The sequence below is a fragment of the Sinorhizobium glycinis genome (genome assembly GCF_001651865.1).
GTDB classification, from domain to species: Bacteria; Pseudomonadota; Alphaproteobacteria; order Rhizobiales; family Rhizobiaceae; genus Sinorhizobium; species Sinorhizobium glycinis.
Genome location: NZ_LPUX01000055.1, coordinates 212593 through 237454 on the forward strand (window position 1 = coordinate 212593; position 24862 = coordinate 237454).

23 protein-coding genes are annotated in these 24862 nt (G+C 62.7%); 8 read left to right on the top strand and 15 right to left on the bottom strand.

Going from position 1 to position 24862, the window contains the following annotated elements; translation table 11 throughout:
- Positions 1 to 12: 12 nt before the first annotated feature.
- Positions 13 to 1050 (bottom strand): LacI family DNA-binding transcriptional regulator, encoded by a 1038-nt coding sequence (locus tag AU381_RS12430; protein ID WP_064242080.1) that lies wholly within the window; start codon positions 1048 to 1050, stop codon positions 13 to 15.
- Positions 1051 to 1183: 133 nt separating this feature from the next.
- Here AU381_RS12430 and AU381_RS12435 point away from each other — a divergent pair, with 133 nt between their 5' ends.
- From AU381_RS12435 to AU381_RS12460, 6 genes are all read left to right on the top strand, one after another.
- Positions 1184 to 2212 carry a Gfo/Idh/MocA family protein gene (locus AU381_RS12435; RefSeq protein ID WP_162273421.1) on the top strand — a complete coding sequence of 343 codons (1029 nt, stop codon included), beginning with the start codon at positions 1184 to 1186 and terminating at the stop codon, positions 2210 to 2212.
- A gap of 13 nt (positions 2213 to 2225) precedes the next feature.
- Positions 2226 to 3128 (top strand): sugar phosphate isomerase/epimerase family protein, encoded by a 903-nt coding sequence (locus AU381_RS12440; RefSeq protein ID WP_064242082.1) that lies wholly within the window; start codon positions 2226 to 2228, stop codon positions 3126 to 3128.
- A gap of 67 nt (positions 3129 to 3195) precedes the next feature.
- Complete coding sequence (locus AU381_RS12445) at positions 3196 to 4428, top strand: ABC transporter substrate-binding protein (protein ID WP_064242083.1); 1233 nt, start codon at positions 3196 to 3198, stop codon at positions 4426 to 4428.
- A 115-nt stretch (positions 4429 to 4543) separates the two neighbouring features.
- Positions 4544 to 5446, top strand: a complete 903-nt coding sequence (locus AU381_RS12450; protein ID WP_064242084.1) for a carbohydrate ABC transporter permease — start codon at positions 4544 to 4546, stop codon at positions 5444 to 5446.
- Positions 5443 to 6270, top strand: a complete 828-nt coding sequence (locus AU381_RS12455) for a carbohydrate ABC transporter permease (protein WP_064242085.1) — start codon at positions 5443 to 5445, stop codon at positions 6268 to 6270. The genes AU381_RS12450 and AU381_RS12455 overlap by 4 nt, the downstream gene beginning before the upstream one ends.
- Positions 6267 to 7418, top strand: a complete 1152-nt coding sequence (locus AU381_RS12460) for an ABC transporter ATP-binding protein (protein WP_064242086.1) — start codon at positions 6267 to 6269, stop codon at positions 7416 to 7418. The genes AU381_RS12455 and AU381_RS12460 overlap by 4 nt, the downstream gene beginning before the upstream one ends.
- A gap of 141 nt (positions 7419 to 7559) precedes the next feature.
- Here AU381_RS12460 and AU381_RS12465 read toward each other — a convergent pair whose 3' ends face one another.
- The 11 genes from AU381_RS12465 to AU381_RS27710 form a co-directional block, all read right to left on the bottom strand.
- The gene (locus tag AU381_RS12465; protein WP_064242087.1) at positions 7560 to 8303 is read right to left on the bottom strand and encodes a FadR/GntR family transcriptional regulator; all 744 of its coding nucleotides are present in this window, start codon (positions 8301 to 8303) and stop codon (positions 7560 to 7562) included.
- Between the two features lie 21 nt (positions 8304 to 8324).
- Positions 8325 to 9293: a galactofuranose ABC transporter, permease protein YjfF gene (gene yjfF / locus AU381_RS12470; RefSeq protein WP_064242088.1), complete on the bottom strand. Its 969-nt coding sequence runs from the start codon at positions 9291 to 9293 to the stop codon at positions 8325 to 8327.
- Positions 9290 to 10315 (bottom strand): ABC transporter permease, encoded by a 1026-nt coding sequence (locus AU381_RS12475; protein WP_064242089.1) that lies wholly within the window; start codon positions 10313 to 10315, stop codon positions 9290 to 9292. The genes yjfF and AU381_RS12475 overlap by 4 nt, the downstream gene beginning before the upstream one ends.
- Entirely contained in the window at positions 10312 to 11829 is a 1518-nt protein-coding gene (gene ytfR, locus AU381_RS12480) for a galactofuranose ABC transporter, ATP-binding protein YtfR (protein WP_064242090.1), read from the bottom strand. Before ytfR ends, AU381_RS12475 begins: the two co-directional genes overlap by 4 nt.
- Positions 11830 to 11981: 152 nt before the next feature.
- Positions 11982 to 12944 (bottom strand): galactofuranose ABC transporter, galactofuranose-binding protein YtfQ, encoded by a 963-nt coding sequence (gene ytfQ, locus AU381_RS12485; RefSeq protein ID WP_064242091.1) that lies wholly within the window; start codon positions 12942 to 12944, stop codon positions 11982 to 11984.
- Between the two features lie 146 nt (positions 12945 to 13090).
- Positions 13091 to 14137: a glutathione synthase gene (locus AU381_RS12490; protein WP_064242092.1), complete on the bottom strand. Its 1047-nt coding sequence runs from the start codon at positions 14135 to 14137 to the stop codon at positions 13091 to 13093.
- A 9-nt stretch (positions 14138 to 14146) separates the two neighbouring features.
- Complete coding sequence (locus AU381_RS12495) at positions 14147 to 16045, bottom strand: flavohemoglobin expression-modulating QEGLA motif protein (RefSeq protein WP_064242093.1); 1899 nt, start codon at positions 16043 to 16045, stop codon at positions 14147 to 14149.
- Positions 16042 to 16875 carry an N-formylglutamate amidohydrolase gene (locus AU381_RS12500; protein ID WP_064242094.1) on the bottom strand — a complete coding sequence of 278 codons (834 nt, stop codon included), beginning with the start codon at positions 16873 to 16875 and terminating at the stop codon, positions 16042 to 16044. The genes AU381_RS12495 and AU381_RS12500 overlap by 4 nt, the downstream gene beginning before the upstream one ends.
- A 112-nt stretch (positions 16876 to 16987) precedes the next feature.
- Positions 16988 to 17200, bottom strand: coding sequence for a hypothetical protein (locus AU381_RS12505; protein ID WP_064242095.1), 213 nt, complete (start codon positions 17198 to 17200; stop codon positions 16988 to 16990).
- A 167-nt stretch (positions 17201 to 17367) separates the two neighbouring features.
- Complete coding sequence (locus AU381_RS12510) at positions 17368 to 19380, bottom strand: AI-2E family transporter (RefSeq protein WP_064242096.1); 2013 nt, start codon at positions 19378 to 19380, stop codon at positions 17368 to 17370.
- Between the two features lie 70 nt (positions 19381 to 19450).
- Positions 19451 to 19624 carry a DUF1328 domain-containing protein gene (locus tag AU381_RS27710; RefSeq protein ID WP_064506655.1) on the bottom strand — a complete coding sequence of 58 codons (174 nt, stop codon included), beginning with the start codon at positions 19622 to 19624 and terminating at the stop codon, positions 19451 to 19453.
- 262 nt (positions 19625 to 19886) lie between these two features.
- Here AU381_RS27710 and AU381_RS12515 point away from each other — a divergent pair, with 262 nt between their 5' ends.
- Positions 19887 to 21413 carry an FAD-dependent oxidoreductase gene (locus AU381_RS12515; RefSeq protein ID WP_064242097.1) on the top strand — a complete coding sequence of 509 codons (1527 nt, stop codon included), beginning with the start codon at positions 19887 to 19889 and terminating at the stop codon, positions 21411 to 21413.
- Positions 21414 to 21523: 110 nt separating this feature from the next.
- The gene (locus AU381_RS12520; protein ID WP_064242098.1) at positions 21524 to 22432 is read left to right on the top strand and encodes an NAD(P)/FAD-dependent oxidoreductase; all 909 of its coding nucleotides are present in this window, start codon (positions 21524 to 21526) and stop codon (positions 22430 to 22432) included.
- A gap of 44 nt (positions 22433 to 22476) precedes the next feature.
- Here the strand turns inward: AU381_RS12520 and AU381_RS12525 are convergent, their stop codons facing one another.
- The 3 genes from AU381_RS12525 to AU381_RS12535 are packed head-to-tail and all read right to left on the bottom strand — an operon-like array spanning position 22477 to position 24755.
- Entirely contained in the window at positions 22477 to 22962 is a 486-nt protein-coding gene (locus AU381_RS12525) for a GNAT family N-acetyltransferase (protein ID WP_064242099.1), read from the bottom strand.
- A gap of 36 nt (positions 22963 to 22998) precedes the next feature.
- Entirely contained in the window at positions 22999 to 23472 is a 474-nt protein-coding gene (locus tag AU381_RS12530) for a DUF2269 family protein (protein WP_064242277.1), read from the bottom strand.
- Positions 23472 to 24755 (bottom strand): SDR family oxidoreductase, encoded by a 1284-nt coding sequence (locus tag AU381_RS12535; protein ID WP_064242100.1) that lies wholly within the window; start codon positions 24753 to 24755, stop codon positions 23472 to 23474. Before AU381_RS12535 ends, AU381_RS12530 begins: the two co-directional genes overlap by 1 nt.
- Between the last annotated feature and the right edge of the window lie 107 nt (positions 24756 to 24862).

The following is a 24862-nucleotide window of genomic DNA, read 5'->3' on the forward strand; positions in this document are numbered from 1 at the left end:
AGCGGTGGCTACTCAGGACTGGTGGAAGTGGGGAGCGTCGCTCGCGCCCTCGACAAGCTCCATAGGCCAGAGCTTGTTCGTCGCGGTATGCGGGTATTGATCCCTGAAGGCGGGCATGGTCGACAGCAGCGTTTCGGCCAGGGCAACGCCGAGATCACGCAGCGACAGGCGGAAGCAGGTGAGCGACGGAGAGAGAAACTGTGCCTGCGGGCTGTAGCGCCCGATGACCGCCACATCGCGTCCGGGCGTGACGCCGGCCTCGGACAGGGCCCGGTAAAAGCCGATCGCGATCGTCTCGTTGATGAGCACGATTGCGGTCGGGCGGTCGTCCAGCGACACGAGGTCGCGGCCAATTTGGTAGCCACCGGCTTCGTTGGGAGTGGATCGAAAGATCAGCTCCTCGTCAAGGGCGAGGCCGTGCGCTGCCAGAGCCTGGCGGCAGCGTTCGACAAAGACGTAGCCGAGATTGACGTCGTCATGCGGCCGTGTGATCGCGATGCGGCGATGCCCGTGTGCGACGAGCCGGTCGATGGATGCTTGTGCCATGCCCTCGAAATCGAGGTCGAGCCAGGGCTGGCCGGCATCCGTCAGGGTTCGGCCAAGCGTGACGAAGGGAATATTGCGCTCGGAAAGGAGCTCGACGCGCGGATCGTGCCGTTGCGTTGCCGAGAGGATCATCCCGTCCGCAAAGCCGCGGGCCACCACGCGGCGCAAATAGTCGGTCGGGTCCTCCTGCGATGAACAGAGCAGGGCGACGAGATCGAGCTTGTGCTTGGCGAAAACCGCCTGGACCCCATCGAAAACGCTCATGAAGAACGTGTCGCCCTGGCCGGTGATCTCCGTTCCGGTCTGCATCATGAAGCCGATTATGTTGGTCGTTCCCTGACGCAGGCTTCGCCCGGACTGGTTCGCCACATAGCCGAGTTCCTTGGCGGCCGCGAGCACCCGCCTGCGCGTCTCCTCGTTCACATCGGGGCGGCCGTTCAGCGCCCGGGAGACCGTTCCGATCGATATATCGAGATGCTGCGCAAGACGCCGAATGCCCTTCATTTCGGAGTGTTTCTCCCTCTGCCCGCCCGCCGGTTCCGATTCCCTATTGACATGCTTCGGAAACTCCGCATAGTTCCGTAAACGTTTACGAACACCAATACAAGGCAAAAACGTAGGTTTCGGGAGGGGAATCGTGATCTTGCGCGCAGTTCTGTGCGGGTGCGGAGCTATGTCCAGGGGGTGGGTGAAGGCGATCGCCGCCGACCCCGACCTGCGGTCGGCGATCCGGATCGTCGGCCTCGTCGACGTGAAACCCGAGACCGCTCTCGCTCTTGCCGCTGAATTCGATCTCCAGGACGCTGTCATCGGGTCCGATCTCGACGCGGTGCTCGCGCAAACGACACCGGACATCCTTTTCGATGTCGTCGTGCCGGCGGCGCGTCGCGACGTCGTTGCCACCGGTTTCAGGCATGGGTGCCACGTGCTCAGCGAAAAGCCGATGGCCGCATCGCTCGCTGCCGGCCGGGAGTTGATCCGCCTCGCCGACGAGGCGGGGAAGCTGCACGCGGTCGTGCAGAACCGCCGGTTCATTTCCGGCGTGCGCCGCATCCGCCGCTTCGTGGAAGAGGGCGGCCTCGGACAGTTGACCGGCATTCACTGCGACTTCTTTATCGGGGCCCATTTCGGCGGCTTTCGCGAAGAGATGGACCACGTCCTACTTCTCGACATGGCGATCCACACCTTCGATGCGGCGCGCTTCATCGCCGACCGGAAGCCGCTCGCCGTCTATTGCCACGAGGAGAACCCGCGCGGCTCCTGGTATCGGCACGGCGCGGCCGCAACGGCGATCTTCGAGCTCTCGGACGACGTGACCTTCACGTATCGCGGCTCCTGGTGCGCCGAGGGCGCCAACACGAGCTGGGAAAGCGCATGGCGGGTCACCGGGACGCGAGGCACGCTGCTTTGGGATGGGGCCGAGAGCTTCCGTGCCAATGCGGTTGCGGGCAGTGAGGGCTTGCTGCGCGAACCGGTGCCGCTCGAAATCCCGGAGCCCGCCGACCTGCGACAAACGCATGGCCACGCCAGCGTGATTGCCGATTTCATCGCGGCGATCCGCAGCGGCAAGAAGCCGGAGACGGCGAGCGACGACAATATCAACAGCCTTGCCATGGTGTTCGCGGCGATCGAGAGCGCCCGTACCCGGCAGCGCGTGACAATCTGAACGAGGCAAACCGATGAGCAATCCAGCCAAGTCCATCCGCATCGGCACCATGGTCAGCGCCACCAAGGGCGGGGCGGCGCAGCGCATCGCCGAGATCGCCGACCTCGGCTTCGAAAGCTTCGAACCCTTCTTCTGGCAGGCCACCAACGGGCAGGACCTCGCCGAACTCGGCAAGCGCTGCCGCGAGGCGATCGGCGATCGCGACATCACCATCTCGACGCTCGGCATGTTCGGCAATCCGCTCGAGGAGACCGATATCGACCTGCAGACGCTGCAGGGCTGGAAGGACTGCATCGACAATGCCCACCATTTCGGCGCCACCTGCGTGGCGGGCTTTACTGGGCGGATCCGTAACCGGCCGCTCACCGACAGCCTGCCGCGTTACCGGAAGGTCTGGCGTGAACTCGCCGCACGCGCCGCCGACAGGGGCGTCAAGATCGCCTTCGAGAACTGCGCCATGGACGGCAACTGGGCGACAGGCGACTGGAACATCGCTCACAATCCCGATGCCTGGGAGCTGATTTTCAACGAGACGCCGGACGACCACATCGGCCTCGAATGGGAGCCCTGTCACCAGATGGTGTACCTGATCGAGCCGCTGCCGCAGATCCGCAAATGGGCTCACAAGATTTTCCATGTGCATGGAAAAGACGCAACGATCCGCTGGGACGTCATCCGCGAGCACGGCATCTTCGGCCGGGAGAAGTTCGTCTTCATGCGCACGCCGGGGTTCGGCGACAGCAACTGGACCGACATCATCTCGGAGCTGAGGCTCGCCGGCTGGTCCGGTTCGATCGATATCGAAGGCTGGCACGATCCGGTCTACCGCGACGCGCTGGAGATGACTGGCCAGGTGCACGCGCTCAATCATTTGAAGACTTGCCGGGGCGGTGATTTCGTCGCCAACCCTGCTTGAGACGAGACATGCCCGATGGCCGGCGTGGAGGATGCCGTCCGCGGGAGAGCTACGAGAGGAGGAGTCCATGGGTATCAGCAGATATGCAATGCTGGGCGCATTCGCCCTTGTCAGCCTTTCCTTGCCGGCCTTTTCGGCAAGCGCTGAAGATGTGACGATCAGCGTCTGGTCACTGGACAGAGACATCCAGCCGGCACCAAACTTGATCAATGATTTCAACAAGCTCAATTCGGGGATCAAAGTCGAGTATCGGCAGATCCAGTTCGACGACGTCGTCAGCGAAGCGATGCGCGCCTATTCGACCGGCCAAGCGCCGGACATCATCGCCGTCGATAATCCGGAGCACGCGCTGTTTTCCTCGCGTGGCGCTTTTCTCGATCTCACCGACATGATTTCGAAGTCCTCGGTGGTCAAGCCGGAGAACTACTTTCCCGGACCGCTCGCCTCCGTGACTTGGGACGGCAAATTATACGGCATCCCGAAGGCGACCAATACGATCGCCCTCTACTACAACAAGGACATGTTCAAGGCGAAGGGCCTCGATCCGAACAAGCCGCCGCAGACCTGGGATGAGCTGGTGGAAGCCGCACGCGAGCTGACGGATCCGGCCGCCAACGTCTACGGGCTCGCCTTTTCCGCCAAGGCGAACGAGGAGGGTACCTTCCAGTTCCTGCCCTGGGCACAGATGGCCGGCGGTGGCTATGACAGCATCAATTCGGAGGGGGCGGTCAAGGCGCTCGACATCTGGAAGACGATCATCGGCGAGAAGCTTGCGTCGCCGGATTCGCTGACGCGCGGCCAATGGGACTCGACCGGAACCTTTAACTCCGGCAATGCCGCGATGGCGATTTCCGGCCCGTGGGAACTCGATCGCATGATCAAGGAAGCCAAGTTCGATTGGGGTGTGACGCTGCTGCCGGTGCCTGAAATCAGCGCTGAACGGTCCTCGGCGATGGGCGATTTCAATTGGGCGATCTTTGCGAGCACCGAACATCCGCAGGAAGCCTTCAAGGTCCTCGAATACTTCGTCTCGCAGGACAACCGAATGTTCAAGGATTTCGGCCAGTTGCCCGCCCGCTCGGATATAGCCATTCCCCCCACCGGGGAGCCTTTGAAGGATGCGGCACTCAAGGTTTTCCTCGAACAGTTGAAATACGCCAAACCTCGCGGTCCGCACCCGGAGTGGCCGAAGATTTCAAAGGCCATCCAGGACGCGATCCAGGCAGCTCTGACAGGGCAGATGACCTCCAGGGAAGCGCTTGATCAGGCTGCCGCGAAGATCAAGGCGGTCCTCGGCTGAGGGCTGCCGCTCGAAGCGGCGGCAGGCATTCACCGGCGGGTTATCACATCCGCCCGAGTTTCCTCCCGGGAGAGGCGATCTCCGGCTGCGGCCGGGATCGCCTGCGGGGATCGACATGAAGAGAATTCTATCCAGCGTGACGGACGGCAAAGGTTTCGACATCGGTCTCGTCCTGTTGCCGCTCGCCTTCCTGTTCATCATGTCCGGGCTGCCGCTCGTCTACAACGTGGTGATGAGTCTCCAGGAGGTCGACATGTTCAGCCTCGGCAGTTTCTCGCGCCCGTTCGTCGGTTTGAAGAACTATGTGGACCTCTTCTCGCAGCCCGAAACCCGCCCAATTCTCCTTAATACCGCGCTCTTCGTCAGTGCATCGATTGCCGGCCAATTCGTCATCGGCTTCGGCCTTGCCCTGTTCTTCTGGATGAATTTTCCGGGTGCTTCCTGGCTGCGCGGCCTGTTTCTCGTCTCCTGGGTAATGCCGGGCCTCGTCGTTGGTGCGATCTGGAACTGGATTCTCTCTGGCGATTTCGGGGTCCTCAATTTCCTCTTGCGGGAAATGGGTGTCACGGACGGCAATATCTTCTGGCGCTCCGATCCGAACTATTCGCTCTGGGCGGTGATTATCGCCAATATCTGGCTTGGTACCTCATTCAACATGATCCTGCTTTCGGTCGGGCTTTCGGGCATACCGAAGGATCTCTTTGAGGCGGCGGAACTCGACGGTGCCAACGCCTTCCAGCGGTTCTGGACGATCACCCTGCCGATGATGCGATCGACGATCGGTGCGATCATCGCGCTCGGCCTGATCTTCACCCTGCAGCAGTTCGACCTCTTCGCCGCGATCACCTCCGGCGGACCGAACAACGCGTCCAACGTCACCCAGTACTGGGCCTGGGACCTCTCCTTCCGCCAGTACGACTTTGCCAAGGGCGCGACGATCTCGGTGATCATGATCGTCTTCGTGATGCTCGCTTCCGTCGTCTATGTGCGCTCCACCCGCCATGAGGTCCGAGGATGAGTGACGCGTTCCGCAACCGCCTGATGTTCGCCGCCGCGCTCGTGCTGGCAGCCATCTACCTCTTTCCGCTCTACTGGATGTACATCACCGCGCTGAAGACCGGTTCGGCGATGTTCGCGACGCCGCCGAAGTTCTTGCCGAGTGAACCGCAATGGGGAATCTACGAATTCGTCTGGCAAAGCCGCAATATGGGGCGCTATTTATGGAACTCGCTGGTCATCGCCTCCGGCGCCGTTTCGTTGATCGCGGTGCTCGGCGTCGGCTGCGCCTATGTGCTGGCGCGCTACCGCAATGTCTGGGTGGATGTAGGCCTCTTCCTGATCCTCATGCTTCAGGTGCTGCCCGCGTCGCTGATGGTGACGCCGATCTTCGTCGGCTTCTCGCAATTCGGCCTGCTCGACACGCCGCGGCTCGCGGTCACTCTGGCGATCGCCGCAAAGAGCATGCCCTTTTTCGTCGTGCTGGTTCGGGCGACCTTCATGAGCGTGCCGATGGAACTCGAAGAGGCGGCGCTCGTCGACGGCAATTCGCGCATCGGCGCATTCTTCAACATCGTCCTGCCGCTTGCCCGTAACGGCATCCTGGTCAGCGCCATCCTGATCTTCATGCAGGCCTTCGGCGAATTCGTCTATTCGAAATCGATGATCCAGGCAGTGGAACTGCAACCGGCGAGCGTCGGCCTCAACTCCTTCATGGGACCGAACACCAATGAATGGAACAACATCATGGCCTACGCCACGATCTATGTGACGCCGGTCCTCGCAGTCTTTGTCCTCTTGCAGCGCCGCATCGTTTCCGGCCTCACATCGGGAGCCCTCAAATGACCCTTCAGATCGAGCTCAACGGCGTCAACAAATATTATGGCGCGTTCCACGCGCTGAAGGACATCAACCTCGCGATAGAGGAGGGGACTTTCGTCGCCCTCGTCGGACCCTCCGGCTGCGGCAAGTCCACGCTGCTCCGCTCGCTCGCCGGCCTCGAGAAGATCACCACCGGCGAGATGAAAATCGCCGGGCAGCTGATGAACAAAGTTCCGCCGCGCAAGCGCGACGTCGCGATGGTCTTCCAGTCCTACGCGCTCTATCCGCATATGACGGTCGAGGAGAACCTCACCTACAGCCTGCGCATCCGCGGCGTGAAGAAGGCGGAGGCCCGCAAGGCGGCAGAAGCGGTGGCGGCGACCACGGGCCTGTCGCACCTGATGAAGCGCTATCCGCGCGAACTTTCGGGCGGCCAGCGCCAGCGCGTGGCGATGAGCCGCGCCATCATCCGCCATCCGAAAGCTTTTCTCTTCGACGAGCCGCTTTCCAACCTCGACGCGGCGCTTCGCGTGCATATGCGCAAAGAAATCCGGGCGCTGCACGATCGGCTGCATTCCACCTCGGTCTATGTGACCCACGATCAGATCGAGGCGATGACCATGGCCGACCACGTCGTCGTCATGCGCGACGGCGTCATCGAGCAACAGGGACGACCGCTCGATCTCTATGACCGGCCGGCCAACAGGTTCGTCGCCGGTTTTATCGGCTCGCCGGCGATGAACTTCATACCGGGGATCGTCGGCGAGGGTGGCGCGGACGTGATCCTCGATTTCGGCCGGACCCGGGCGCGGCTGGCGCTTGCCGTTCGACTGGCGCCTGGACTCGGAGTGACGGTCGGCCTCCGTCCCGAGCACGTCCGGATCGTCGCAGCCGGCGAGGGGGCCTTCGATATCCCCGTCGGCGTCGTCGAGTCCACCGGCTCAGCCACCTATGTCGCCTCGGCAACGCAGCCTGAACTGACCGTGGTCGAGACCGGGCGCGGCGACGTGAGAAGCGGCGACGTCATCGGCCTTGCGATCAATCCGAAGCAACTGCATCTGTTCGATGCGGAGACGGGGCAGCGGATCGAAGGCGGAAGACTGCATAACGACGGGCGTTTCGCGCCGCTTGCCGCCCCTCATCCCGCTGCCGCGACCTTCTCCCCGTCCTGACGGGGAGAAGGGGCAAATCGCGTGCTCCTAGTCCCCTCGATGCTGGCGAAGGGCGATGCCGCGAGTCCCTTCGCCCCGCTTGCGGGGAGAAGGTGGCCGGCAGGCCGGATGAGGGGGCGTCCGCTTACCCGCGCCAGCGAACTAACCCGGGTTCTCCTGCGCCCTGAGGTTCAGGATCAGCCGTTCCTGCCCCACCCGGATGACGTGCTCCATGGCACTGCGCGCGCCTTCCTCGTTGCGGCGGCCGATTTCCTCGACGATACCGATATGCGCCATGGCGACCCGGTCGATTTCGCTGTCATCGGCCGAGGGGCTGGTGAGCCTGAAGACGCCGACCAGCGCGGCTTCGATCAAGCTGCCGACCGACCGCATGAAAGGGTTGAGCGAGGCTTCCAGCAGCCGCAGGTGAAATTCGAGGTCGGCTCTCGCCAGCGTCTGGGCGCTGTGGCCGGCATCCGCCATGGCCACGGCAAGCCGCATCATCCAGGCGATATCCCCATCCGTGGCGCGGCGGGCGGCAAGGCCTGCGGCATAGGGCTCGAGGGCGAGGCGCACTTCGCTGACATGGCGCAGGAACTCCTCGTCGACGCCGGCGCTGAAATGCCAGGTGAGCACATCGCCGTCGAACAGGTTCCAGTAGGCCCGAGGCATGACGCGCGTGCCGATCCGTGCCCGCGCCACGACGAGACCCTTTGCTGCCAGCGTCTTCATGGCTTCGCGCAATACGGTGCGGGAGACGTTGAAGCGCGCCGCAAGTTCGGTATCGCCGGGAAGTGTATCGCCGACGGCGAACCGATCGGAGACGATCGCCTGGCCAAGCTCGTCGACGACAAGCCGGTGGCTGGTCCGCTTGCCCGGTTGGTTGCCAAAGCCCGACGACGGCATTTTACACTTTCCTCCACCTCGTCATGCGGGTTGCCGGCCGTTGCGCGACAGGCGGATGATTCCCTTCTGAAGAAGGATGAAGGCAAAGAGCAGCAGGCCGATCAGGATCTTGGTCCACCAGCTCGAAAGCGTACCGTCGAAGGTGATGTAGGTCTGGATCAGGCCCTGGATGAGGATGCCGACCAGCGTGCCGGCAACGAAGCCGGAGCCGCCGGTCAGGAGCGTACCGCCGATGACGACCGCTGTGATCGCATCGAGCTCGACGCCGACGGCTGCAAGAGAATAGCCGGCCGAGGTATAGAGCGAGAATACGATGCCGGAGAGTCCTGCCAGCAGCCCCGACAGTGCGTAGATCCTGACGGTCGTGCTTGCGACCGGCACGCCCACGAGTTTGGCTGTCGCCGTGCCGCCGCCAAGCGCGTAGACATTCGTTCCGAAACGGGTCCGGTGCGCGATAAGAATGCCGATGGCGAAGACGAGCAGCATAAGACCGCCGATGAGAGTGATCCGCCCGCCGCCGGGAAGCTTGAAATAGAGACTTTTGAGCGTCGCGTAGAACGGATGCTTGATCGGGATGGAATCGATCGACAGCACGAAGGCCATGCCGCGGGCGAGGAACATGCCGGCAAGGGTGACGATGAAGGCCGGCATTTCGAGATGGTGGATGATCGCTCCCATGACCGCTCCGAAGAGCGTCGTGATGGCGAGAACCAGAGCGAAAGCGGCAAGCGGGTGGATGCCGGTCTGTTCGAGCACGACGGCGAGGAAGACGCCGGTAAAGGCGATCACCGCGCCGACCGAAAGGTCGATGCCGCCGGAAAGAATGACGAAGGTCATGCCGACCGCGGCAATGCCGAGGAAGGCGTTGTCGGTGAGCAGATTGCCGATCACCCGTGTCGACAGCATGTTCGGGTACTGCGCGACGCAGAGCGCGTAGCTCAGAAGAAAGATCAGGATTGTTGCCGTAAGCGGAAGATATTTCTGCTTCATTTTGCTTCTCGCTCGGTCGGTTTGCCGGCTACGCGCGGAATGCTCACGAATGCGAAGGCGGCGCGGAACCTCGGCGACTGGAGCACCAGGATGAAGACGATGATCGCCGCCTTGATGATCAGGTTGAACTCCGGCGGAAAGCCCGAAAGGAGAATGCCGGTGTTGATCGCCTGGATGATGATGGCGCCGAGCACCGAGGCGGCGATGCTGAAGCGTCCGCCGAGAAGCGATGTGCCGCCGACCACGACCGCGAGGATTGCATCGAGTTCCAGCCAGAGCCCGGCATTGTTGGCGTCTGCCCCCTTGATGTCGGCGGCGGCGATGACCCCGGCGATTGCCGCGCACAGGCCGGAAAGGACATAAGCAGCGATCAGCAGCACTGGCGTGAAGACGCCCGACAGTGTGCTCGCCTCCCTGTTGACGCCCACCGCCTCGACCAGCATCCCGAGCGCCGTCTGCCGGACGACGAGCGCGACCAGCACCCCGAACACCAGCCAGATGACGACCGGCATCGGCAGGCCCGCGAACGAGCCGCTGCCGATGAAGATGAGACCGGGATCGTTGAAGGTGAGGATGGCGCCCTCGGTGATGAGCTGTGCGATGCCGCGGCCGGCGACCATCAGCACGAGCGTGGCGATGATCGGCTGGATGTCGAGGACGGCGACCAGGATGCCGTTCCAGATGCCGCAGAGAATGCCCACGGCGAGGGTGATAAGGAGCGTCTCAGCAAGCGAATGGCCGGAGGTAATCAGGGAAGCAGACACCGCTCCACAGATCGCCATGACGGCACCGACCGAAAGATCGATGCCCTTGGTGGCGATCACGACCGTCATGCCGATCGCCAGCAGCACGACAGGCGCGCCGCGGTTCAGGATATCGACCAGGCTGCCGTAAAGGCGACCGTTCTGGATTTGAAGGTTGAGGAAGCCGGGAAAAATAATTGAAATCGCAGCAATAATGATCGTCAACGCGATCAATTGCGGCAGCAACCTGCCAAGATAGGTCCGCACGGTCGAAGTCACGATGCCTCCCGCTCGTTGGCCGCGGCAATCGCTTCGACGATCTGATGCGCGGTAATACGGTCTCCGCCGAGTTCGGCGACGTGGGTTCGATCGCGCAGCACGACGACCCGCGTGCTATAGGCGACCAGCTCCTCGATTTCGGATGAGATGACGATCAGCGACAGGCCCTTCTCGCGCAGGCTTTCGATCAATCTGACAATCTCGGCATGGGCGCCGACATCGATGCCGCGCGTCGGCTCGTCGAGGATCAGGAATTCGGGTTCGGTCGCAAGCCAGCGGGCGAGGATCGCCTTCTGCTGGTTGCCCCCGGAAAGCAGCTTGATCGGCTTCTCGCGGTCGGGGGTTCTGATATCGAGCGCCCGGATGTACTGGTCCGCCAGCCGGTTCTGCTCGGCGCGCGAGATCGGCCGCGTCCAGCCGCGCCGTGCCTGCAAGGCGAGCACGATGTTTTCGCGCACCGACAGATCGCCGACGATACCGTCCGTCTTGCGGTCCTCAGGACAAAAGCCGAACTTCTGGCGGATGGCCGCCCGCGGCGACGACAGATCGACGGTCTGGCCGTCGATCTCCGCCGTACCGCTGTCGGCGCGATGGGCGCCGAAAAGCACGTCGGCTGTTTCCGTGCGTCCGGAACCGAGCAGGCCGGCGATGCCGACGACCTCGCCGGCCCGGACGTCGAGATCGAAGGGATTGATGCGGCCGCGGCGGCCGTAATTCCTGAAGCGGTAGCGCAGCCGGCCCTCGGCGACTTCCGTGCGCGCCGAATGGATTTCAGCCGCGAGCTCGCGCCCGATCATCATGGCGATCAGGTCGCGCCGGCTGAGGTCGGAGGTGTCGCGCGTGCCGACGAGCTGGCCGTTGCGCAGCACGGTGATGCGGTCGGAAATCTCGTAGACCTGCTCGAGGAAGTGGGTGATGAAGATGATGCCGAGCCCGCGTGCCTTGAGACGCCGGACGATGCGGAAGAGCATGGCGACCTCGTGCGCGTCGAGGCTCGCCGTCGGTTCGTCGAGGATCAGCACCTTGCCGGAAAGATCGACGGCACGGGCGATCGCCACGACCTGCTGGATCGCCACCGAAAAGCTCGCGAGGTCGCGCGTCACATCGAGATCAAGCTCGTATTCCGCGAGCAGTTCGCGGGCCTTGCGGTTCATGGTCCGCGTATCGACCATGCCGAAGCGGCGCGGCTGACGTCCAAGGAAGAGGTTCTCGGCGACCGTCAGGTTCGGCAGGAGGTTCACCTCCTGGTAGACGGTCCCGATGCCCAGCCTCTGCGCATCAAAGGTGTCGCGCGGGTCGACTTCGGCGCCGTCGAGCAAGATGCTGCCGCCGTCCCGCCGATAGGCGCCGGTCAGGCATTTGATGAGCGTGGATTTGCCGGCGCCGTTCTCCCCGAGCAGCGCGTGGACCTCGCCGCGCCTGAGGTGAAAATCGACCTTGTCGAGGGCCTTCGTTCCGGGAAAGCCCTTCTCGATCCGGACAGCCGAAAGGATATTGTCGCTGCTGGTCTGCATTGAAACTGTCTCTGCACTGGAAGGCCGCGCACACGCCGTTTGCGACGGATGCGCGCCGTTCCTCGCCAAGGATCAGGCGGTCTTCCCGCAGCAACCGACGCTGCGGAACATAGACGGCCCGCACAGGTGTATCGTGCGGGCCGCAAGCGAGATCAGTAACCGAGGCCCTTCTTTTCCTCGTAGACCTTCATCGGATCGTCGGCCTGGGTATAAAGCTTCGATTCCGTCTGGATCCACTTTTCGGGCTCCTTGCCGTCCTTCAGGTAGGTGGCAAGCGCATCGAAGGCCGGGCCGGCCATGTTCGGCGTCAGTTCGACAGTGGCGTTGGCTTCGCCGGCGGCCATGGCCTGGAAGATGTCCGGAACGGCGTCGATCGAGACGACGAGGATGTCCTTGCCCGGCTTCAGGCCGGCTTCCTTGATCGCCTGGATGGCGCCGACGGCCATGTCGTCGTTATGAGCGTAGAGCGCGCAGATGTTCTTGCCGCCGTCTTCGGCCTTCAGGAAGCTTTCCATGACTTCCTTGCCCTTCGTGCGGGTGAAGTCGCCGGTCTGGCTGCGGACGATCTTCAGATTGTCCTTGCCGGCGAGCGCCGCTTCGAAGCCCTTCTTGCGGTCGATGGCGGGCGACGAGCCCGTCGTGCCCTGAAGCTCGACGACGTTGCAGGGCTTGCCCGCCACCGTATCGACGAGCCACTTGCCGGCGACATTGCCTTCATGCACGAGGTCGGAGGTCACGGCCGTCAGGTAGAGCTCCTTCGGCGCATCGACGGTACGATCGAGCAGGATCACCGGGATTTCGGCATCCTTGGCTTCCTGCAGCACTTCGTCCCAGCCGGTCGCGACGACCGGTGCGAGCAGGATGGCGTTGACGCCCTGGGCGATGAAGGAGCGGATCGCCTTGATCTGGTTTTCCTGCTTCTGCTGCGCATCGGCGAATTTCAAGTCAATGCCACGCTGTTCGGCCTGCTGCTTTGTCAGCGTCGTCTCGGCGGCGCGCCAGCCGGACTCCGAGCCGATCTGGGAAAAGCCGACGACGAGGTCCGCGGCCGAAGCGGTGCCAAAAGTGCAGGCAGCAAGGATCGTTGCACTGGCAAGTGCCTTCACGAATTTCATGATTTCCTCCCAAAGAAAGCTGCTCTCCATGCAGCTGTCGAGAAAAAATCATATAATATTACTTTTGTAAACTCACTTTTGATGTCGCCCGCCTCAATCCACTAGAATTCATCCAAAAATTGTAATGATCCGGCGCGCGTGTGCCATCACAGCGTAGCGAGCGTGCGGTTCGGTAACGCTCCCTGGTAGAGTTCCTGCAATCGTACCTTGTCCTCCAGTGCGGCGATGACATCCTCGCTGAAATCAACACCGTGAATCGCTGCGATCTCGGGGAAACCCCCGGGAGTGAAGACGTTCGCTTCCAGTATGCGGTCGCCGACGATGTCGAGACCGACCAGGAACATGCCGTCCTCGATCAATTTGGGGCGCAATTTATCCGCGATGGCGAGGATTTCTGGTGTGACGGTCGCCGGTTCGGCCGTACCGCTGGCATGCAGGTTCGAGCGAACATCGCCCTTCGCCGGCACGCGCCGAAAAGCGGCATAGACGCCGTCGCGTTCGAGCGTACGCCCGTTCATCAGGAAAAGCCGGATGTCGCCACCGACCGCCTCGGGAAGATAGCTCTGAGCGATCAGATATCCCGTCTCGCTCGCCGCCTCGAAGATCTGGTTGAGATTGGCTTCGTCCTTGGACTGGATCTTGAAGACATTCTTGCCGCCGGACCCCTGCAGCGGTTTCAGGATGACACCGTCCGGGTGGTCTTCGATGAAGCTGCGGATTTCCTCGATGCTCCTGGAGATCATCGTCGTTGGCCGGACGATCTCGGGGAAGCCCTGGAAATAGAGTTTGTTTTGCGCCAGCGCCAGGCCATCAGGATCGTTGACCACGATGACGCCCCGGGCTGCGGCCAGCCGTCCGAAATTGGTCCCGACATAGACTGCCCAGGGGCGCCGATCGGCGTCCTCGGCGGGGTCGTTTCTGAGGAACAGGACCTGCACCTCGCTTATGTCCATGCCGGTGATCTTCGCCTGGTCGCCCTTGAGACTGTTGAGCAATGTCTCCGGCTTCTTCGGTTTGGGGCCTTTTAACGTGGTGGCGCGGATGAGCAAGCTGTCGTCCGGCCGAAGCACGAAATCCCCGGGTGTGACATAGCAAACCTCATGACCGCGGGAGAGTGCCGCCAGCGCGAGCGACGTCGTCGTATAGAACGTGGCCTCGCCCTCGATGGAGTTGACGAGAAAGGCGATGCGCATCTGCTGCTCCTAGTTGTCCAACAGGTCGAGCGGAGTCATCCCCGATCGGGCCCTCTCAAGACGCATCGGTGCTTTCGGGTGGTCGAGGAACATGGGGCGCACCGCAGGCCCGCCGAGCAGGCCGCGGGCACTCAGTTCCTGCATGACACCGAAATGCGAGGCCGCGATCTTTCCCATCCAGAAGGGTTCGAGCGCGCCGCCATTGGCCAGATGGTCGAGCAGTTGCAGGAGCCCCCGCAAATAGATGGCATCCTTGACAAGGCCACCGCCACGATAGACGCGCAGGACCACGTTGAAGGCATCCGCCTGCGGCAATCCGTGCTCGTGGGCGAGAAGTCGATAGGCTTCCGGGAGGGACGCGCCGTCGAGCATGGCGGCGCAGGCGACCACGCGCGCGGCGATCAGGCGAAGCCTCTCGCTCGTCATGCCGCCGGCCAGGAATTCCGCAAAGACCGCCAGCCCCTCCTGCATGCCCTCGTATCCGGCGAGGCCTGAGCGAAAGAGGCGCAGGCCCTGGGCCGAGCCGTTGAAATAGGTCAAGAGGTGAACGCCGATCTCGTGGCTGAGGATCGCTTCGACACGATCGACCGGCATGGTCGTGCTTAGGGCGATCAACAATCTATGGCCCGACACCAGCAAGCCCGGGGGAAGATCGTCCCGCACTTCAACGCGCGCCGCGAAGTCGCTGCAACGGCGCGCATATTCGGCGATCATCTCACGCGCCCGTCTTTCGACGAAGTCGCAATCCGCGCATTCGACGGGCGCCGGGGAGGAACCGCCGGCTTTGCCTGTGGTTTTGTTGATGCGGGCGAGGACATCCTTTGCCGCCCGCAGGAGGCCGGCCTCTATCGGGCCGTAAAGGGCGCGGCCGAACTCGATGAACTTTGCCGTTTCCCGCGCCGAAAGGATCGATAGCTGCAGATCGAGCTCCTGCTGCTTCTCGCGGTAAAGCTGGTAGAGCACCGGATCCTCGAGGTGCTCGAAGGGGATCGAGAAGAGCTTTCGCTTCGCCGCCTCCACCTGCAGCGTCAAAGGCCGGTAGAGAAACCGAGGCGCACGCGCGTAGTCGGACGCGGCAAACTCGTTCCAGGCGGCTTCCGCGTTGATCGGCGTGACGGCGAGCAGGAAATCGAAGGCGGACGCGATCTCATCGATGCTGCGGTCGGTGCGCACGACGGCGTCGATAAATGCCTTTCGCCCGAGCGCGCGATGCGTCGAGATGGTGAGGCCCTTCGTCGACTTGGCAAAAGCAGCGAAAGCGTGGAGGCCGGCATCGAAGATGCTGGCGATCAACCGCTCGCGGAGCTCCGGAAAGATCTTGCCCGAATCGCGCTGACGGTAGACCGGTGCAAAGCGCACGCGCATCAGCGGGAACGGCACCTCGAGCGCCTCGTCCGCAGTTCTCCGGCCCTCCGGCCATTCATGGAATTCGACTCGCGGCGTGCGGAACTTGACCTGGATCGCCTCGATGGCAGCGATGAAGGCTTGTGCGGCCGCACGGATGGGGCCCTTTTTTCCCGTCGTGACTTCGATTGTGAAAGGCGGAAGAAAAGGTGCCTTGTCGGTGAGCAACTCGTCTCGGGCGAGTTCGCCCATTTCGAGCACCATGAAGGCTCCGAAGCGGCGATCGAGCAGCGCTCCGACGGCCGACACGATGGGGGTGGCGGTGGCCGCGTCCGGGGCGATCAGATAGGAAGCATTTGCCTGCGTGATCTCGCGTGCGACAGGAGCGCTGTCTTGACCGGCGACATGGATGCACAGAAAGGGCAAGGCCCTGTCGACATGGAGGCGCCCCCCGTTCGGCAGTTCCTTCCGTACCGCCTTGCCCGCTTCAATCGCGGCGACGACGTCGGTTAGCCAATCCGGATCGTCGGGAACGGCAGAGGTACATGCGCTTGCCGGTTTCATCGGCCTGACTCCAACGCATCGACGAGCACGGGCAGCGTCGAGGCAACCAGCTGTCTGAGCGCGCGGAGCGTTTCGACGAAGGGTTCTCCGGTCCATTCCTCCATGAAGATCTTCTTGAATTCGACCGCGATCGCGCAGCCCGTTTCCGGAAAATGCTCGTGAATGAAGCGCGCCTGGTAGCCCCGGCCCTGGAAGGCGATGTTCTCCCGCACATCGAGACGGCCGCCGGGAAATTCGAAGGACTGTACCGCTTCCACGAAGCGTTCGACCACCGGCGCCCATTTCCTGCGGTCCATGGAGAACGTGCCGATATTGACGTCCGGCGCTTGCGCCGCCATCGTCGGCTCCGCCTTGGGGCCGGATCGACGGTGGTTGTAACTGTGCACGTCGAGGACGACGAAGCGTCCGTGGCAGCGCTCGATGCCTCGGAGGTACGATTGCAGCATCGCATAATATTCGTCGTGCATCGCGAGCGACGCCGCGGTGATCTCGCCGGGCAGTTCGCCCGTCCAGACGTTGAGACCCCAAGCCTGTTCCGGCCGCAGATAGATGGCCCCGTCGCGCGGCCGGTTGATATCGACCTCGAAACGCGACCGGTGAACGACGATCCGGTTCGGCACATCGCGGATGATGAACTCGGTAAAGGGATCCTCCTCACGCCGGCGCTCTTCCTCGGTAAGCCCGCAGAGGCGATTCACGGAGTCGCGCATCGCGTGGCCATTGTGAATGGCGGTTGCGACGACGGGCGACTGGCCGCGGTGCTGCGTCCACCATTCGCCTGCGGCAGGATGCGTCAAACCGATGACTTCCCGAGCTATGTTCATGTCCATGGTTCCGCCGCCGCATCCATCGCATTCGATGGACGCGGTTGTTCAGCTACAATTCGGAACGAAGTTTTCCGGTTCCAACTGCCTGAAGGAGGATCCTGGGGAACAGCAGTCTTCACGCACGATTGATCGTGGGCAAGAAGAGCACTACTTCCCGCTGCCGCTCGGGGCTGAGCGTTTCCACATAGGTCTTCCAGAATGCCTCGGCCTCGTCAGGCTCCGGCTCCCAGTTCCTGATCGAGGTCTCGTTATCGTCGATCACCACGCGACGGTGGCCGCCGAGACGCAGATACTCGTCTGCAAGTCTGCGCGCGTTCATCTGTTCCATGGCTTCACTCCAGGTCTTTCCCGAGAGAACGCCAGCGCCGTCGGAACGTTCCGGGCCTTTGGACACTCCCGGGACATAGCTATGAACTTTATACGCTTTTTGCTCTGCGGATGCGAGTTTCGATGCGACCTCCCGCAGCAAAGGCTGGGACGGGGGCGCAATCGGTTCTATCCCGCGTTCTGGTCAGCGGGCGCCGATTTCACTGTCGAACTCGTCCGTCTGCGCACCTGGTGACGAGGGGCAATCTTCGCGCGCACCGCCTTCAATGGCCGGGCGGCCTCGTCGGAAAGCGCCTCACGGACTGCCCCGGCGATCACGGACACGACAAAATCTGCCTGCAGCTCTTCGACCAGAGCGATATTTGGCGCACCTTCCTCCTGCCAGAGCGCGATGCCGATGCGCGCCGTCGGCGCAAGGCGCTTCAGGCGGCGCACGATGAATTTGGCGTGTCGCAAGGATTCTTGATCGAGAAAGTTCACGACAATCGCATTACGCCCGGCGATGGGAAGCGTCCGGATAGCGCCCGGCTTCAAGTCCTTGTAACTCGCGGAGGCCACGTCCGCCCCTTGGACTCCGATGACCTGGGCCAGCATCGACGCCGTCACATCGTCGAGTTCGCCGCGCCCGCCGATGCAGAGCACGGATTTTCCCTCGCCCAGAGGCAGGTCATAGTCGTCGGTATGGTCGTCTCCATTGTCGGCTTCTTCGCTCGCGTCTTCCTCTTCCTCTTCCTCCTCTTCCTCTTCGCCGGCGATTTCCTCGAGGTTGGCGACGAGCGTACGCGCGCTCTGGGCAATCTGGGCCACCTGCGGGTCGGTCAGCGCGCCACGGGCGCGGTCGTGTTCCGCAAGAAGCAGGGCGGGGATTGCGACCGTGTCATAGAACTCGACGAGGTATTTCTCCTCGAGCATTTCTTCGGCGTTGTCGGTCGCCTCATCCGGATCGCCGGCCAGCAATCGTTGGTAGAGCCGCTCCTTGGGATCGAGCACCGGTTCGTTGCCCAGCAGGATTTCAAGAAACTCGAACTGCGGGACATGGCGGCCGAGCACCACGAGGCAAACCGTCAGCGGCGTCGACAGCACCAGTCCGACCGGCCCCCAGAGCCAGGCCCAGAAAATCGCCGAGACGATGATCGCAAGCGGCGAAAGGCCAGTCCGCGAGCCGTAGAGCCAGGGCTCGACGACATTGTTGCTGAGGAGTTCCAGGACAATGAACAGGGCCGCCGTCCAGACCAGCAGGCTCCAACCCGGAGCCGCGGCGAAGGCGAGAAACAGCGGAAGGACCGCGGCGATGACGGGGCCGATATAAGGGACGAAGCGCAGCACGATCGCGAGCATTCCCCAAAGGATGGCATTGGGTATCCCGAGCAGCCAGAGGCCGATGGCAAGCGGTATCCCGTAGGTGATGTTCACCACCAACTGCATGAGCAGATACTGACCCACCCGTGCGCCGGCGTCCTGCAGGGCCTCGGTCGTGCGGTGCAGGTCGCCATAGCCGACCAGCCGGATGAAGCGGTCGCGCAGGTCCTCCCTTTCGAAAAGCATGAAGATGACGACGACAATGACGAGGCCGGTCGTGGCCAAAGGCCCGAGCAGGGGATCGATGATATTCCTCAGCGTTTCGATCGGGCGTTCAGGAGAAAATATCTCCACGAGAAGCGGCTTCTGCTCGGGATCCGGGGCGGGCGACAGGCGCGTTTCAGGCTTGGGGCGGCTGATTTCCGTGCTGATCCGTTCCACCACGCGGCTGAGGCGCTCGAAGATCTGGCTTTCCGAGCCCGCCTCCTTCAGAACCCTGATCTTTTCGATGATGTTGTATTGGTAGGTGGGAAGGTTCTGCGCCACTTCGCTGACCTGCACGGCCAGGATGACACTGAATGCGGAGAGAAACAGAAAGGCTGTCGCAACCGTACCGATCACTGCGACCGAGCGCGGCAAACCCGCCCTCCTCAGCCTCGAGACTACGGGGGCCAGCGCGAAGGTGAGCAGGATGGCGATTGCCAGGGGGAGGAACACTTCGCTGGCGAAATAGAGAACAGCGACAGTCGCCGCCGTGGCGGCAAGCGTCGGAAGTCGGGAAGGCTGGGCGATCGCTGCGGATCCCGACGCGAGCGCGATCTGCATCGATTGGCTGGCGGCCTTGGCCTGGCCCTGGTCCGCTCTCCTTGAAAACCTCAGCATCTTATCCCCTGCGCCCCCACACGTTCAGACCTCCCTTGTGCCTTTCCGAAGGGTTTGGGGCAAGATGGGCCTACACCACGGCGCTGCCGGCGAAGAGGGCAAGGATCAGGAAGATCAGGAATATGATCAGCGCCAGATAGAACAGGATCTTGGCAATTCCTGCCGTCGCGGCAGAGATGCCGGAGAAGCCGAGAAAGCCCGTTATGACCGAGATGACCAGGAAGATAAGAGCCCATTTGAGCATGGCGGAGCCTTGATTGCGAAAAACCCTGATAAGCAAGTAGCGCGGCTATCGAGGAAGCCCAGAGGAGCGCGTGCCCCTCAGCTACTTGTCGGGCCAGGTCTGCCGCTCCGCGTTGACGTCCAGGAGGCCGCGCTGGGCGTCCGATTGCCGGTCGCGGCTGCGACTCGAATGCGAACGGCAAGTTGCGTTCGCCGCACGCTTGCCGCGCCTGCCCGAGGAACATTTCTCCGGGACCGCGGTTCGTCTGAAGGAGATTAGCGTGATGAATGTGAGTTCCGAACGCAGCGTATCCCTTTGGATGGCAACCGTCCGCGAGTGGCGGGCACAACCGCTGACCACGGATGAGCGCGCAGACGTGGTTGTGGTGGGATCCGGCATCGCCGGGCTTTCGACCGCCTATGAACTCTGCCGCCAAGGGCAATCCGTGGTCGTCGTGGACCGGGGCGCCATCGGCCGGGGCATGACGGCTCGCACCAGCGCGCATCTCGCTTCCGTCCTCGACGATTTTTACCACAAGCTCATCGGCATACGGGGCCGTGACGAGGCCCGGCACTACCTGGATAGCCAACGCGCTGCACTCGATCGCGTCGAACAAATCCAGCAGTCCGAAGAGATGGATTGCGATTTCCGGCGCCTCGACGGCTATCTGTTCGCTGCCTCGGACGACCACGTTTCTTTGCTGGAGCGGGAAATCGATGCCTGTCACAGCCTGGGTTTTTCCGAGGTCGCCTGGGATGCAATGCCAGGTGCAGAGGACGGCGGCGAGCACCGCTGTCTCCGGTTCCCGAACCAGGGGCGGTTCCATCCGCTCAAATATATTGAGGGACTGATCCGGTGCATCGAACGGGATGGTGGGCGGCTATACGCGGAGACGCCGATCGTCAGCGTCGAAGAGAAGGGCAGTGAAACAATCGTCCGAACCCAGAACGGCAATGAAATCCGTGCGAGGGCGGCGGTGATCGCAACGAATTCACCGATAAACGACTGGATTGCGGTCCACACGAAGCAGGCGCCATACCGCACCTATGTGATTGCCGGGCGGGTGCCGAGCGGCACGGTGACCGATGCGCTTTATTGGGACACGCTCGATCCTTATCACTATGTGCGCCTGCAACCTTCGGGCGCCGAGCACGATTGGCTGATTGTCGGCGGTGAGGACCACAAGACGGGACGGGCCAATGACCAGCCGGAGCGCATCGCGAGACTAACCGAATGGGCGAAGGCCCATTACCCCTCGATGGGCGATCCGGAATATTCCTGGTCCGGGCAAGTCATGGAGCCGGTCGATCACCTTGCCTATATCGGCCGCAACCCCGGAAACGAGAATATCTTTATCGTGACCGGCGATTCCGGGGAGGGGCTTTCGAACGGTGTTGCGGGCTCGTTGATTTTGCGCGATCTGGTCCTCGGGCGGGACAATGCCTGGGCAGGCGCCTACCAGCCAAATCGAATCTCGATCAGCGCAGCTGGCGAGTACATCTCGGAAAATCTCACCATGCCGGCCAACCTCGCTGAACATCTCACCGGCGGAGAAATGTCTTCCGTCGACGAGTTGAAGCCGGGCGAAGGCGGCCTGGTTCGCCGCGGCACCGCAAAGCTCGCCGCCTATCGCGACGACGGCGGCGAGCTCCATCTTCGATCTGCGACTTGCACCCATGCGGGCTGTGTCGTGCATTGGAACGGCTTCGAAAGATGCTGGGACTGTCCATGCCACGGCTCCCACTTCTCGGTGGATGGCGAGCCTCTCAACGCGCCCGCGTTCAAGCCTCTTGCGGTCGCGCAGGAATAGCGCTCGACCGGCGGGGCCACATCACATCTCCCGAGCATGGGGGATTCCGGGAACAACTGGCCACTTGAGCCGTTCACACGAGGCTGTTTGACGGATCAGCGAGACGGTGCGTGCGCGATAACCTCATATATGATTGCATCGTAGTGGGTGGCGGCCCTGCCGGGCTCGCCGCAAGCGTCTATCTGGCGCGCCTCAATCGGCATGTGGTCGTCGTCGACGCGGGGAGCAGCCGCGCTTCGCTCATCCCGCGCTCCTACAATCATCCGGCTTTTCCGGATGGCGTTCCCGGCCAGTTGTTGCTTGACCGTATGCATGATCAAGCCCGCAGGTTTGGGGTGGAACATGTCGCCGCGCGTGCCGATCTGTTGGAGCAGACAGGCGACGGCTTTCAGTGCAGAGCGGCCGGACGGGCTCTCCAAGGTCGTGCGGTCATTTGCGCGACAGGCCTGGTCGATGTTCTTCCGCCCTGGCCCGATGCAAGGGAACTCGTGCGAAATGGCAATCTCAGGGTATGCCCGATTTGCGACGGGTATGAGATCAATGGCGCTCCTGTCGTCGTCATCGGCAATACCCGGCGGGCGGTGAGGGAAGCCGCGTTTCTGCTGTCGTTCACCGACGACGTGACGGTGGCGACGCTGGGTGCCGAACCGGAGGGCCTGGGTCCAGCAGAGATCGAGGCGCCCGTTCGGCTGGTCACTGCCCGATTGGCACGTCACAGGCCGGCTCCCGAAGATCGCATCGCGTTGGAATTCGCGGATGGTGTAACGATGGAAGCAGTGGCGGTATATTCGGCGCTCGGCTGCAGTCCGCAGTCCGTTCTTGCACGGGCGATTGGAGCGGAGCTTGACGAGGAAGGGCGGATACCGACCGATCGACATCAACGTACCAATGTCCGCCGCTTTTACGCGATCGGCGATGTGGTGACGGGCCTCAACCAGATGGGGGTCGCCATGGCGCATGGGGAGATCGCGGCAGTCACGGCTCACAATGATCTGGCGGAAGCTTTTGGTGACACTTGAGCGGGCGGGGCGGCCGTCACGACGTGATGGCCGGGCGCGCTCGTTCAGGCAGGTGAAAGAAGCCGCGTCAGTCCGATCTTCTCCAGGTTCTCACGCAACACCGGATCAAGGACCACCTTCCTCCAAGCCTGCCGGTAACCAAGGCGTTGATAGAGCTCGAGCGCTCTTTCATTTGCGGCGGCTACTTCGATGCGAGCTTCGGAGTAGCCCCGCTCGAGGATTTGGGCTTCGAGCGCTCTCACGAGCGCCGATCCAACGCCTCGCCCCTCGAAAGCCGGAGCCACCCAGATATCGCTGATCGTATCGTCTGCGTGTTCGCAGGCTCCAATCCCGGCAGCTTGGCCCTCGACTTCGGCGACCAGGATCCTTGTTCCCATTTCCCGGAGAAACGGCAAGAACGGGTTGTCCCGCTCAATCGCCGTGGCGACTTCCGCCGAGACGAGCGGCCTTATCCCTTTGCACCAGGCCGAGAGCCCGATCCGAGCAAGGGCATCCGCTTCATCCCTTGCGGCTGGGCGTACCAAAATCATGCGGCCTGTCCCTCCCGTTAAGCGCCATCCTATCGCTCACCACTCTATAGCGGGCCGGGCGATCATCAGCCAGAAAATCGCAAGGACCGCGCCAAAGGCCGGAAAGCCGAAGGCGAACCACAGATGGAAAAGTCGATAGTAGCGTTTGGGCAATGGCTGGCCGCCCTTGCTCGCGGTCTCGGCGAGCCCGCGCAATTCCATCTGCATCCATACGACCGGCAGCCAGAACGCGCCGGTGACCAGGTACAGGAGGATCGACAACAGGATCCACCCCTCCGTCAGGGAGTAGCCGACATGCCATGCGAGCGCGACCCCCGTTATCGGCTGCAGGACGACGGCGGTGGCCGTGAACAGGAAGTCCGCCACGACAACGATGCGCGCAACGGCAGCGATCGTCCCGGCGCGACCCGTCCGATGCGCCGCAAGCATGAAGAACGCAATTCCCGCGCCCGTGCCCAACAGCACGGAGGCGCCGATGATGTGCAGGTACTTGAGCACGAAATAGAGCATCATCGCTCCTCCAGGATCGCCAAGGCGGCGAGGTGCAGCCCGATGATCGGCCAGATCTTCATGAGCGGACCGAGCGGCTCCTTCCACAATTCGGGAAGCAGGATCGTCCCGGCCACGGCATAGAAAAGCGAGAGGCCGATTGCACCGTAGAGCCCGGCGCGGCTGGTTCGACGAACCGCAATGGCGATTCCGATGATGATGTCTGCGATCGCTCCGGCGATGACGCTGGGGCCGGCCAGGACTCCCGCGCCGGTGCGCTCCATGAGGTCGATGCCGATCTGGTAGCCGGCCGTCAGCGATATGATGCCGGTGCCGATCCAGAATAGCGACAACACGACGAATATGACCGGCTTCAGGAGGTAGAGCTTCGCGAACCATCTTTCCTGAACGGAAACCGGCGTTCCGGCCAGCGCTGCCGAGAGCGCTGTCGGTTCTATCTGGGTGTTCTCCGACCAGGCCCGGATGTCGCCCACGGCGCCGCGGGTGATCTCTTTTTGCGCCGTGCTTCGGGTCGGCGGACGCCAGCCGAGTGCTCCGGCAAGATCGCTGAACTTGTAGAGGAGATCTGCGAGCGCAGCAGGTAAGTTGAGGACGCGGGCAGGCCGCCAGCCGAGCCAGCGCCGATAGGTTCTCACGACATCTTCGAAGGACAGGGCCTCCGGCCCGGCGACTTCCAGGACCAGTTGCTTGGGGGCATCTGGTCTGACGAATATCTCGACCGTCCGCACGACGTCTTCCAGACGCACCACTTGAAGAAGCCCGGTATTCGGCACGAGCGGCAGGACGGGCAGAGCCGCCAGCCCCCGGAAGAGCGCACTGGCGCCGAAGGCGCCGGGGCCGAGGACGACCGAGGGGCGCAGAATGACCCAGTCGAGATCCCGCGCCATCAGCGCCTTGTCGCCTTCGAGCTTGGTGCGGGAAAATGAGGAGGGTTGCTCCTTTTCGACTCCCATTGCCGAGAAATGTATGACCCGTCGGACGCCGGCCTTTTCACAAGCCTGAAACAGGGCCGCGGGACCGCGGGCGTGGACGCCGGCCGTATCTTCGCCCGGCCCGTCCTGAAGCGTGCCGGCACAATTGACCACGGCGGCAATGCCTGACAGATGAGGCAGCCAGTCTTCCGGCCGGTGAGCCTGCGCAAGATCGATTTCCACGGCTGCGCCGGCCCCCGACCACGAAGAGCCGGGCCGGACGACGCGCACAACTGTCGTGCCACGCTCAAGAAGCTTCGCGCAGACGGCCGAGCCGATCAGGCCGGAAGCACCTACCACAAGCACTCGCATCCTTCCTCCTTCGGTCGTTGGCGAGAACGCCGTACTGTGTCGCCATTGCCCGCGTGACTTGCACTTTGCCCACCTACAAGCGTTGGATGGATCATGTTCCTTGGATG